9 protein-coding genes are annotated in these 13,175 nt (G+C 33.3%); 3 read left to right on the forward strand and 6 right to left on the reverse strand.

The features are described from left to right. Window positions 1-147 precede the first annotated feature (147 nt). The 5 genes from uvrA to OIU80_RS18975 all read right to left on the reverse strand — a co-directional run bounded on the left by uvrA (window position 148) and on the right by OIU80_RS18975 (window position 8,526). Window positions 148-2,979 (reverse strand): excinuclease ABC subunit UvrA, encoded by a 2,832-nt coding sequence (gene uvrA, locus OIU80_RS18955; RefSeq protein ID WP_264288542.1) that lies wholly within the window; start codon window positions 2,977-2,979, stop codon window positions 148-150. 350 nt (window positions 2,980-3,329) lie between these two features. Next, complete coding sequence (locus OIU80_RS18960; protein WP_264288543.1) at window positions 3,330-4,283, reverse strand: Fic family protein; 954 nt, start codon at window positions 4,281-4,283, stop codon at window positions 3,330-3,332. Window positions 4,284-4,346: 63 nt separating this feature from the next. Continuing rightward, window positions 4,347-6,131: a chloride channel protein gene (locus tag OIU80_RS18965; RefSeq protein ID WP_264288544.1), complete on the reverse strand. Its 1,785-nt coding sequence runs from the start codon at window positions 6,129-6,131 to the stop codon at window positions 4,347-4,349. 128 nt (window positions 6,132-6,259) lie between these two features. Then, entirely contained in the window at window positions 6,260-7,945 is a 1,686-nt protein-coding gene (ggt, locus tag OIU80_RS18970; RefSeq protein ID WP_264288545.1) for a gamma-glutamyltransferase, read from the reverse strand. Further along, window positions 7,942-8,526 (reverse strand): acyl carrier protein phosphodiesterase, encoded by a 585-nt coding sequence (locus tag OIU80_RS18975; protein WP_264288546.1) that lies wholly within the window; start codon window positions 8,524-8,526, stop codon window positions 7,942-7,944. The genes ggt and OIU80_RS18975 overlap by 4 nt, the downstream gene beginning before the upstream one ends. A 190-nt stretch (window positions 8,527-8,716) precedes the next feature. Between OIU80_RS18975 and glmM the strand changes: the two genes are divergently transcribed. Next, window positions 8,717-10,105: a phosphoglucosamine mutase gene (gene glmM, locus OIU80_RS18980; RefSeq protein ID WP_264288547.1), complete on the forward strand. Its 1,389-nt coding sequence runs from the start codon at window positions 8,717-8,719 to the stop codon at window positions 10,103-10,105. A gap of 107 nt (window positions 10,106-10,212) precedes the next feature. Here glmM and OIU80_RS18985 read toward each other — a convergent pair whose 3' ends face one another. Then, a complete protein-coding gene (locus tag OIU80_RS18985; protein WP_264288548.1) occupies window positions 10,213-11,082 on the reverse strand; it encodes a lysophospholipid acyltransferase family protein in 870 nt (289 codons plus the stop codon). Between the two features lie 113 nt (window positions 11,083-11,195). Between OIU80_RS18985 and OIU80_RS18990 the strand changes: the two genes are divergently transcribed. Together OIU80_RS18990 and OIU80_RS18995 are read left to right on the forward strand one after the other, a co-directional pair. After that, complete coding sequence (locus OIU80_RS18990; RefSeq protein ID WP_264288549.1) at window positions 11,196-11,834, forward strand: rhomboid family intramembrane serine protease; 639 nt, start codon at window positions 11,196-11,198, stop codon at window positions 11,832-11,834. Between the two features lie 50 nt (window positions 11,835-11,884). Next, window positions 11,885-12,577, forward strand: coding sequence for an SIMPL domain-containing protein (locus tag OIU80_RS18995; RefSeq protein WP_264288550.1), 693 nt, complete (start codon window positions 11,885-11,887; stop codon window positions 12,575-12,577). Window positions 12,578-13,175: the final 598 nt, after the last annotated feature.

The raw sequence follows: 13,175 nt of genomic DNA on the forward strand, positions 1-13,175 counted from the left end.
TTAATTTATTTTTTAAGAGCTATCCCGACCAGCTGTTTACTTGTATCTTTTTATTTTTAAAGAAAAAACAAAAAGGATACCGTTGCCATCTGGGCTAGAGCTATGTTCTTTATAGTTGCCTTTTATCTTAAAGCGGGGTGCAATATACTAAGATAATTCCTTTTTCAAAAACTGTGCTGTATAACTTTTCTTATTTTTAATTATTTCTTCGGGAGTTCCTTTAGCAATAAGTTGTCCTCCACCTTTTCCGCCTTCAGGACCAATATCAATAATATAATCGGCAAGTTTTATAACATCCATATTATGCTCGATAATTAAGATGGTATTTCCTTTATCGACTAGTTTATTAATTACATCCATAAGAACCCGAATATCTTCAAAATGTAATCCTGTAGTAGGTTCGTCAAGAATGTAGAACGTATTTCCGGTATCTTTTTTTGATAATTCTCCAGCAAGTTTAATACGTTGTGCTTCACCACCAGAAAGCGTTGTACTTTGTTGTCCAAGTGTGATATAACCTAAACCAACATCCTGAATTGTTTTTACTTTTCTGTAAATCTTAGGAATGTTCTCAAAAAATGGAACAGCTTCATCTACAGTCATATTCAGAACATCCGAAATAGATTTTCCTTTATAGCGTATTTCAAGCGTTTCTCTATTAAAACGCTTTCCTTGGCAGGTTTCACATTCTACATAAACATCAGGTAAGAAATTCATTTCGATAGTTCTCACACCCGAACCTTCACAGGTTTCGCAACGACCGCCTTTTACATTAAAGCTAAAACGACCTGCTTTATACCCACGAATCATACTTTCAGAAGTCATCGTAAACAGATTTCTTATTTCGGTAAAAACTTCAGTATATGTTGCAGGATTAGAGCGAGGAGTTCTACCAATCGGACTTTGGTCAATATCGATAACTTTATCAATATGTTCTAAGCCTTCTATCTTTTTATATGGTTGTGGTTTCTTTACGCCATTAAAATAATAAGCGTTCAAAATTGGGTAAAGCGTTTCGTTTATCAACGTCGATTTTCCACTTCCAGAAACTCCTGTAACACAAATCATTTTCCCTAATGGCAATTCAATTGAAACATTTTTCAGGTTATTTCCTGTTGCACCAGTAAGTTTTAAAAACTTTCCATTTCCTTCACGACGCTTTGCAGGAATTTCAATTTTCATTTCGCCATTCATGTACATAGCCGTTATGGTATGGTGCTGCAAAATTTCTGCTGGAGTTCCTTTGCTAATAATTTCACCACCATATTTTCCTGCTTTCGGTCCAATATCAATTACATAATCGGCACGTTCAATCATGTCTTTGTCATGCTCTACAACAATAACAGAGTTCCCGATATCACGCAATTGCTCCAAAGAATGAATTAATTTTTCATTATCCCTTTGGTGTAAACCAATACTTGGCTCATCTAGAATATATAATACACCAACCAATTGCGAACCAATTTGAGTTGCCAATCGAATACGCTGAGCTTCACCACCAGAAAGCGATTTAGAACTTCGGCTTAAAGCCAAATAATTTAAACCAACATTCATTAAGAAGTTCAAGCGGTCTTTTATTTCTTTAACGACTTCAGAAGCAATCAAAAGTTGTTTGTCACTTAAATGACTGTTTAGATCCAAAAACCATGCAGTCAAATCAGATATATCCATATCACACAAATCGGTGATATTTTTTTCGTTTATTTTAAAAAACAAAGCTTCTTTCTTTAATCTGGAACCATGACATTCCGGACATTTTATTTCGTCCATAAAGTCTTTTGCCCAACGTTTTATTGTAGTCGAAGCACTTTCGTCATGTTGGCTTTTGATAAAATTTGATATTCCTTCAAAATCTATTTTATAATCGCGAGCTACGCCTAGATCTTTAGAGTTTACAGTAAATTTATCTTTTCCACCATGTAGAATCATATTCATGGCTTCATCAGAAATTTTCTCGATAGGATCGGTAATTTTAAAACCAAACTTCTCTCCAATAACTTCTAGTTGCTTGAAAATCCATGATGATTTATATTCGCCAAGCGGAACAAATCCGCCAGCTTTAATAGATAATTTAGGATTCGGAATTATTTTTTTTATGTTGATTTCGTGTACCGTTCCCAATCCGTTACAATGAGAGCAAGCTCCCTTCGGCGAGTTGAAAGAAAATAAATTAGGCTCTGGATTTTGATATGATATTCCGGTAGACGGACACATTAAGTTACGGCTAAAATAACGTACTTCATTAGTATCTTGATCCAAAATAATCAATACATTTTCACCATGATGCATGGCAGTATTGATGCTTTCTGATAATCGTTTTTGATTGTCAGGAGTATCCTCGATTACCATTCTGTCAACAACAATTTCAATATCATGTGTTTTATAGCGATCCAGTTTCATGCCAGTAACTAAATCCTGAACTTCACCATTAACACGAACTTTTATAAATCCTTGCTTGGTTATTTGCTGGAAAAGTTCAGCATAATGTCCCTTACGTGCTTTAATTACAGGAGCAAGAATATTGATGCGTTTACCGTTAAAATCTTGAATAATTAAATCCTTGATTTGCTCATCGCTATAACTTACCATTTTTTCGCCCGTATTATAACTATAGGCATCTGCACCTCTAGCATAAAGCAAACGGAGGAAATCATAAATTTCGGTAATTGTACCTACGGTAGAACGAGGGCTTTTACTAGTTGTTTTTTGTTCGATAGCAATTACAGGCGAAAGTCCGTCGATTTTATCAACATCAGGACGTTCCAAACCACCAAGAAACTGTCTGGCATAGGCCGAAAAAGTTTCTACATAACGACGTTGTCCCTCAGCATAGATGGTATCAAATGCCAAAGAAGATTTCCCCGAGCCTGATAAACCAGTAATTACTACCAGTTTTTCACGAGGAATAGAAATATCGATGTTTTTTAGGTTGTGAACTCTTGCACCAAGAACTTCAATAGTATTATTTGTATCCGACATAGTTTTTGCAAAAAAGCAAAGTTACCATTTTGATTTGTTCTTTTGATATAACAGTATAGAAGTTTGTGTTAAAATAGTGTATTGAATAGAACACTGATTAAATATATTCGTTATTGTGAAAACGTTGAACGATACGGATTTAATATGAGTTGTGCTAAGATAGTACGCGGTTGAAACGGATTCGCTATCGCGAAGACGCGGATAAAAACGGATTTTAAAAGAATGGTTAAAACTGATTTAAACTTTGTTAAAAAAAATCCGTTTATATCCCTGTCTTTACAAAGTAAATCTGTTTCATCCGTATTCCATTATGCGTATCGACTACAAAAAAGAAAACGTCAACTTAATAGTTAGCGTTTTCTTTTTCGGGTTAAAATATAATCATCGATGGCTTCTTTGGTAGTGTACCAATTTCTCCCTTCTTTATATGCATCAATCTTTCCTGTTCTAGCCAATAAACTTACATATTCCTGACCATAAGAAACGCTCGGTTCACTCACGATATTAGATATTGTTTTATATTCGGTTTCGTTACCAGGCATTGCATTCAGGTAAATAGTAAGTGTTCTTTCTAGTGCTTGGCACATTAAAAGAATGAGTTTTTGATAATTACCATTATTTGCCTGATTGAGCGCTTCGTAATATTTTTTTCTGTCATTTTTCAGAATAATAGCAGGAGGAAAACCACAGCGCATCAATAGTAAATTCATACTCAAACGTACAGTACGCCCATTACCATCAAAAAATGGATGTATCCAAACAAATTTATGATGAAAAATTGCTGCTAACTCAATATCATTTAAACCTAATGGATTTGTATTTACAAAATCGATTAATTCATCTAGATAATCGGAAACTTTATTAGCATTTGGAGGCATAAAATTAGCACCTGAAATTCGAACTCCACCATTACGAATGCGTCCTGCAAAATCATCTTCGATGGAGCGTAATACTAATCCATGAAGTGAAAGAATGTCTATGCTTCGAAGCTTGTAATTATCGTTTACAATCGAATATAAATAATCAATGGCTTTATCGTGGTTATGAGTTTCAAAATGTTCTCGAAGAGATTTTCCTTTTATAGTAATTCCTTCCTGAATTACCATTTGAGTTTCTCGCAAACTCATAGTGTTACCTTCGATACTATTGGAATTGTATGTCCATTCTATCGATAAGCTTTCGCGAATTTTATGCAAAGCAATATTTGGCAATGGTCTGCTGGCTTGCAAATCTTGTTTTTTCTGGTAGAGTCTTTCAAATGTTGATTGAAATTCTGTTCTATATGTTAAGTCTATGTTCCACATAATACCACAAAGATATGTCTTAATATCGGATAATTATAATTTTAAACCTATCCGATGTTAAGGTTATTCTATGGTCATAGATTTTAACTTGGTTCTATAAGCTTCTAGGGCTATAGATTTGGAAATGAATCCGTAATATTTTCCGTTTTTTATTACTGGTAAAAATGCCACTTTAGATGCTTCAAATTTATTCATCACAGTTTCCATGCTATCTATTGAGGAAATAGTTGCTGGAGGAGTCTTCATTATATCTTTTATCAAGGTATATTTTACTCTGTAAACATTAAATATAATCTCTCGAATGTCATTAAAATGTACTATTCCTACTAACTCTGAATCTGAATTTATTACCGCAAAAACAACTTGATTTGAATGCGAAATATAATCAACTAATTTACTAAGATGTTCATCTGGAGAAACCGTTAAATAATCGGTTTGAATGATAGAATCAATTTCTAGAGTTGATAAAATATTTGAATCTTTATTACTCGTAAATGCATGCCCTTTTTGGGCCAATCCTTTTACATCAAGAGAGTATTTTTCGAAACGTTTAGAAATAGCAAAACTAATCGAAGAGACAATCATAAGCGGAATCATTAAGCTATAACCACCCGTAATTTCGGCAATAAGGAAAATAGCAGTAAGAGGAGCATGAAATAATCCACTTAAAATTCCTGCCATTCCTACCATGGTAAAATTACTAATTGGTAATTGCGTAAGACCTGTAAGGCTAATGAATTTAGAAAAGAAATAACCTATATAAGAACCTAGAAATAGAGAAGGAGCAAAGTTACCACCATTACCACCGCTACCAATTGTTAAACCAGAAGCAAAAACTTTTACCATCATAGTGCATCCAACAAAAAGTAATAAAACCCACTGATTGTTTCTGAAGCTTTCAAATAAGGTATTATCCAATAATTTCCCTGGATCACTTTCTGATAACGTTTTTATGCTTTCGTATCCTTCACCAAAAAGAGTTGGAAATATGAATATAAGAATTGCTAGCATCGAAGATCCAAATAGCGCTTTTTTATAAGCACTCATTTTTAATTTAGAAAAATAATGTTCTACTCTTTGGAAGTTTCGGGCATAATATACCGCTATAAAACCAGTTAATACCCCTAGAAGTACATAGAAAGGAATATTGTGATAATCAAAAGTTTGTTGCTGTTTAAAATTTAATAAGATGTTTTCGTCCAAAACAATTGCCGAAACCAAAGCGCCAGTAGCAGCCGAAATCATAATTGGGGTAAATGCTGAAATACTTACATCAACCAATAAAACTTCGATAGCAAAAAGAACACCAGCAATTGGAGCGTTAAATGCCGCAGCAATTCCAGCTGCAACACCACAACCTATAAGTAACGTTCGGTCTTTATAAGGTAATTTGTAATTTTGAGCATAATTAGAGCCAAAAGCAGCTCCAGTAACCACAATTGGACTTTCTAAACCTGCAGAACCACCAAGACCAACAGTAAGAGAGCTGGTGATAATTTGCGCATACATTTGCTTCTTAGGAATAATACTAGCTTTCTTAGCAACAGTATATAAAATCTGAGAAGTACCTTTTTCAATAGTTCCACCTAAGACTCTTTTTACCACAAAAACGGTGAGTAAGATACCAATGATAGGCAAGATACTATTGATGAAACTTAGTTTTAGAATACCATTAATGTAAGTGGCAAACGAGAACACACTATGTGCAAAGGTTTTTAAGACAATTACAGCAAAGGCGCAGGAAATACCAACCAAAACACTGGACATGAATATAAATTGCTTTTGCGTCAATATAGATTGCAGCATAGCAATAATTGATTCGAATCTCCTGAAGTATTTTTTTAACATTATGTTTGAAAAAAGTTATATGATGGTACAAATTTAGCCTTTAGAACCCAAATTAAACAATTTTAAAGCTGTTAATCTCTTTAAAGAAATTAACAGCTTTAAAAAAAGTATTCTAAAATGTTATTTAATTAAAATCCAACGGCTGCATCATCTCCACGATAATCAGCACCACCTTCTAGTTTTTTGTTTGGTAAGACCAAAATAGCATCTACTTTTCCAATTACAGGAGGATTTTTTTCGTTGATGATATAATTTTTAGATTTTAGATAATCAAGTGTTTTTATATCAAATGCATTAGGTTCAAAAATCACATTGTCAGGTAGCCATTGGTGATGAAAACGGGGAGCATTTACAGCTTCTTGCATGCTGAAATTATATTCATATACATTTAAAATAGTTTGTAAAACCGATGTAATAATTGTAGAACCACCAGGAGTTCCAACAACCATATATAGACTACCATTTTTTTCAACGATTGTAGGAGTCATAGAACTTAACATTCTTTTTTGAGGAGCAATACTATTAGCTTCATTTCCTACTAATCCAAACATATTAGGTTCACCAGGTTTTACGCTAAAATCATCCATTTCGTTGTTTAAGAAAAAACCTAATTCGTCACAATAATATTTAGAACCGTATGCATCGTTAATTGTTGTTGTAGCTGCAACTGCATTCCCGAATTGATCTACGATAGAATAGTGTGTTGTTTCGGTACTTTCGCTATATTTAACTTCTCCATGTTTTACATCCGAAGATAAAGTAGCTTTGTCAAAAGTAAAAGAAGACATTCTTTGTTTTAAATACTCATCAGAAAGTAATCCTTTTAATGGAATTTTTACAAAATCTGGATCACCTAAGAAGTAGCTTCTATCAGCATAAGCTCTTCTTTCGGCTTCTACAATAACTTGAATTGCCTCAGCAGAATTATGTCCCATTTTTTCTAAATCGTAAGGCTCAATCATTTTTAAAATTTGTGCCAAACAAATTCCGCCACTACTAGGAGGAGACATCGAGGTGATTTTTAAATCTTTGTAATTAAAAGTCAATGGTTTTCTCCACTTTACTTCATATGTTGCTAAATCTTTCATGGAGATAATCCCCCCTTTTTTGTTAAGATAATCAACTAATATTTTAGCAGTTTTTCCTTTGTAAAATTCATCGCGGCCATTTTTCTGAATTCTTTTTAAAGTTTCAGCAAGAGCAGTGTATTTAATAGTGTCATTTTCTTTATATACAGTTGCTAGCAAAGTATTTTTACCATTTCTTTCTATAATTACATCTCGATAATCATTTAATCGTTTTTCTTGCTTTTTGGTTACAATAACGCCTCTTTCTGCAAGGGCAATAACTGGTTCCAGAATTGTTTTCATTGGTAAAGAACCAAATTTTTTATGCACTGCAAAAACTCCTGCGACAGTTCCAGGTATTCCAATTGCTAGTGCAGTTTCAGTGCTTTTTCCTTTGATAACGTTTCCATTTTTGTCTAGAAACATATCTTTGGTAGCTTTCAAAGGCGCTCTTTCTCTGTAATCAAGAGAACCGACTTCGCCATTTGCTTTTCGGTACACCATAAATCCGCCGCCGCCAATGTTTCCAGCATAAGGAAAGGCAACAGCCAGTGCTAATTCGGTAGCAACCATCGCATCAAATGCATTTCCTCCTTTTTTCATGATATCGGCACCAATTTTTGAAGCTTCTTCACGTGCCGAGACAACCATTGCTTTGTTTGTAACCAATCCTGTTGGTTGATTGGTTGAGTTCTGGGCAAAAGAGGTAAGAGAGATAAAGTAGCATAAAAAGGCAATCTTTTTCATAATGAAAGTAATTTGTGATTAACATGTTGTTTTAATTCTTCAAAAAAGGCAGTGAATTCAGTCTCAAATTCGGCATAGAATTCTTTTAATTCCGCTGTAGCGAATTGCATTTTTGAAGTGTTTTTTGTTCTGCGATCCATCTGAGTAAGGATATGATTAATACCTTCGATGGTTTGGTAACTTACCAGCCAATTTTCTTGAAACATAATCGGCATTATACGCTGCGTTTTTTCAGATAAGATATCATGATTTTTAGTCAAAGAATCGTAAAATCTCTTAACAAAGTCATCAAGTTTTTCATCAGAATAAACATTCCAGTTTTTGGCTAAAAAATGATCATAAAAAATATCAATGATAACGCCAGCATAATGATGGTATTTTTCATGAAGCTTTTTGGTGCTTTTTCTAAACACAGGATGAGCATCGGTATAGGTGTCTATGGCGCGATGCAAAATTATGCCTTTTTGAACTTCTGCAGGAAAATTTTCAAATTGTTTTCCTCGAATTCCATCGGCCATAAAATTGCCAATTTTGATTAAATCATTATCGCCAGAAAGATATATATGAGCTAAGAAATTCATTTTTTTTGGAGTTACTAACGCTATAAAAAGACAGGGCGTTAAGTTTACTCTTGTAAATGTAATAAAAACTTTTCAACTCATTTACTTAAAAACACAGCGGTTTAGATACTTTTTTAAAATCTTGGCTTCTTATTATCATAGTTACTCCACAACTTTTTTATATTTGTAGCAATAACCATAACTCGTTAAAATGACTTTAATAAAATCGATATCAGGGATAAGAGGAACAATTGGAGGAAAAGTAGGTGATAATCTAACTCCGGTTGATGCAGTAAAATTTGCTTCGGCCTATGGAACATTCCTTAAAAATAATATTAAAAAAGAAAAACTAACTGTTGTAATTGGTCGTGATGCAAGAATTTCGGGGCCTATGATTCACAATTTGGTTGTAAATACATTAATAGGTTTAGGAATTAACGTTATAGATTTAGGACTTTCAACAACGCCAACTGTAGAAGTTGCTGTTCCTTTAGAAAAAGCAGATGGAGGAATAATACTTACAGCATCTCATAATCCAAAACAATGGAATGCATTAAAATTATTGAATGAAAAAGGTGAATTTCTAAATGGAGCTGAAGGAGCAAAAATTTTAGAAATTGCAGAAGCAGAAGCTTTCGATTTTTCGGATGTAGATAGTTTAGGAGAAATTACAACCAATGATGCTTATATGGATATTCATATCGATGAAGTTTTGAATTTACCTTTGGTAGATGTAGAAGCGGTAAAAGCAGCAAAATTTAAAGTTGTAGTTGATGGAGTAAATTCTTCAGGAGGAATAATTATTCCAAAATTATTAGAATTAATGGGGGTTGAAGTAGTAAAGTTATATTGCGAACCAAACGGACATTTTCCTCATAACCCAGAACCATTAAAAGAACATCTTACAGATATATCGGAATTGGTTGTAAAAGAAAAGGCAGATTTAGGAGTAGTAGTAGATCCAGATGTAGATCGCTTGGCTTTTATTTGTGAAGACGGAGAAATGTTTGGTGAAGAATATACTTTAGTAGCTTGTGCAGATTATGTTTTGAGTAAAACACCAGGGAATACAGTTTCGAATATGTCGTCATCACGTGCATTAAGAGATGTTACAGTTTCTCATGGAGGAAAATACGAAGCCAGTGCAGTAGGAGAGGTGAATGTAGTAGAATTAATGAAAAAGAATAATGCTATTATTGGTGGTGAAGGAAATGGAGGAATTATTTATCCAGAGTCTCATTACGGAAGAGATAGTTTGGTAGGAGTAGCATTGTTTTTAACGCATTTAGCAAATAAGAAAATGACAGTTTCAGCTTTGCGAGCTTCATATCCTGAATATTATATGAGCAAAAATAAAATCGAATTAACGCCTCAGATAGATGTTGATGCGATTTTGATTGAAATGACAGAGAAATATAAAAATGAAGATATCACAACCATTGACGGAGTAAAAATTGATTTTGCTACAGAATGGGTTCATTTAAGAAAATCGAATACAGAACCAATAATTCGTATTTATACCGAAGCGCCATCTCAGGAAAAAGCAGATGTTTTGGCTTTAAGAATTATAGATGAAATAAAAGCAATTGCAGGAATTTAATTTCTGCGATAGAATTGAATAAAAAATGCCCCAAATAGTGTCTAACTTTTTGGGGCATGTCCAATTTCGGGCATTTTTGTTTTACGACTTTTAAATTTCTGACTTATTTATCTTCGATGTTTCCATCTTTTATGAGTCCATAAATAGTACTCGGGAGCTTCAAGGATTTGTTTCTCAACTTCTCGCAGGTAAGTATGAGTAATTTCAAAACCATCTGCTTTTTTGGGAGTATCACAAATAGGAATAAAAGTAGCCTCGTAATACCCGCGTTTTACCTTTTTTACCTTCACAAATAAAACACTCAAATTGTATTTTCTTGCTAGCATTTCGGCACCAGTATGAACAGGAACTTCAATTCCCATAAAAGTATCCCAATGAAAGGCTCTGTCAAGTTTAGGAGATTGGTCACTAGCTAAGCCATACATACTTAAAATGCCTTCTCTCTGATTTTGTGCCATGAGTGGAATTATTTTTTTGGTTTCGACTAATTCAGCATCATACTTAGAACGAATTTTTCGAACTAATTTGTCAAAATAAGGGTTCACAATTTTTTTATAAACTCCAATACCTCTAAATTTAATTTGCGAATTTATAGTTAATAGCCACTCCCAGCTAGCATAATGAGAAGCAACCAAAACGACGCTTTGACCTTTTTCTTCGTATTCTTTTATAAGTTCAATATTGGTAATGACAAAACGTTTGTGCATTTCTTCTGGAGAAATAGTCATTGTTTTTATCATTTCCAAAAACATGTCACACATGTGTTGGTAGAACTTTTTTTCAACTACTTTTCTTTCCGTTTCGCTAAGATGAGGTAGTGCAAGAGCTAAATTCTCTTTAACTGTTTTTCTACGATACCCAATCAAATAATAAACAATGAAGTAAACAACATCAGAAAATAGATAAAAAACTGGAAAAGGAAGTATCGATATAATCCAAAGTAATGGATATGAAAGTGTATAAACAAGGAATTGCATGCGGTTTTATTTTTTACAAATATAACTCAAAAATGAATAACGTATATCTTTTAATCAGTAACTGTCGTGTCTATGAGAATCACTATATTTACAATTCATTATAAATATAGAATATGAATACCATTTTGATAGGAATAATTGTTGCCAATGTTTTAGTTAGTTATAAGGGATTTAATGATCTTTCTTTTTTTAGAAAATATGAATTTCATGTTGGAAGTATTCGTTCAGGAGAGCAAATAAGAATGTTGACATCTGGTTTTCTGCATGTTGATATGATGCATTTGCTGTTTAATATGTTAACACTTTGGTTTTTTGCACCAGTAGTAATTAATCATTTGGGAAATTTTTCGTTTGCATTGATTTACATAGGGAGTTTAGTTTTTGGAAGTTTGCTCACAATGGTATTTCATAAAAATGATTATAGTTATCGAGCAGTAGGAGCTTCAGGAGCTGTTACTGGAATCTTATATTCGGCAATATTGTTGCAGCCTAACATGATGTTGGGAATATTTTTTATAATTCCGATGCCAGCATATCTTTTTGGAATCTTGTATTTGTTGTATTCTATATACGGAATGAGAGCTAAAAATGATAATATCGGGCATACGGCGCATTTTGGAGGAGCTATAGGTGGTTACTTGATTACTTTAATAAAAGAGCCAACATTAGTTTTTGATCATTCATTGATGGTCATCCTGTTAGCTATTCCAATTGGGGTGCTTTTTATAATGGCAAAGCTAGGAAAGCTATAATGGCACAACTTTTGAAAAGAATTAACAAAAAACAATTAAATAATACAAATATGAAAAAAGTAGCTTTATTTTTAACCCTTATGTTTATGACTATGTCTTACGCTCAAGAAACTAAACAAATCCCTCAAATTAGTGTGTCTGGTGAAGGGAAAGTAAAAGTTGCTCCAGATCAGGCAACAATATTAGCAACCATTGAAACCAAAGGAAGCAATGCTAAAGATGTAAAAAAGCAAAACGATCAAAAGATGGATGCAGTATTGAAATTCATTAAAAAAATGAATATTCCAACAGCAGATTTTAAGACCAAACAAGTTTCGTTAAATCCTCAATATGATTATGAAAAAAAGAAACATAATTATAATGCTACACAAACAGTAGAAATTTTATTGAAAGATTTAACTAAGTATGATGAATTAATGGAAGGATTAGTTGATCAAGGAATCAATCGTATCGACAATGTAACTTTTGAATCTTCTAAATTGGCACAACACGAGTCAGAAGCTAGAAAATTAGCTATAAAAGATGCAAAATCTAAAGCAGAGGATTATGTTTCTGTATTAGGACAAAAGGTAGGTAAAGCAATTGTTATTTCAGATAACTCTCAAGGATACCGTCCACAACCTATGTATGCAGCTATGAAATCTATGGCAATGGATAGTGCAGGTGCAGCTTCTAATGAAACGCTTGCGATTGGAGAGATAGAAATTGTATCGAATGTAAGCGTGAGTTTTATTTTGGAATAAATAAAATTCCTCTAAATAGTAAAATCCGTCATTTTATAAATGGCGGATTTTTTTTGCTTAACTATTTCCCCATGAAGTAGTATGCAGTCTTCTTTTTATATACTTATATATAAGGTATAGTATTGTCCTTATATATTAAGGAGTAGATAGAATTGATACAGGCAGGTCTTGTTGTGAGTTTCGGGAATAGTATAATTAAGTTGTTCCTAAGTGGTACTATATATAGGAGTCGCTTTTTTTTACGTTCTTATATATAGGAGTAATACTTGATTATACTATCTAGGAGAAGTTTTTAGGAGCTATTTCCTGCTATCCGCTCCAATCTTGTTCTTTTTAAGGGAAAAAGCCCAAGGATTTCCACTGCTATCAGGGCTAGGGGAGGTGAAATAGAACGGAACCCTTGTATTAAAGGCAATAAAAGTAACTTAGCGCCTTAGTGACTTAGAAAGAAACCTAGAAAAAACAAGGGTAACGAAAGAAAGAAACTCTGCAAAACCACGAAATAGCTTAGAAAAAGAACAAGAGTTTAAAAATTTAACAATGTAAAAAGCATATAATCAAGGTGTTGAAAAATAAACACAAAAATGCACGCAAAAAG

Source organism: Flavobacterium frigoritolerans (assembly GCF_025847275.1).
GTDB lineage: Bacteria > Bacteroidota > Bacteroidia > Flavobacteriales > Flavobacteriaceae > Flavobacterium > Flavobacterium frigoritolerans.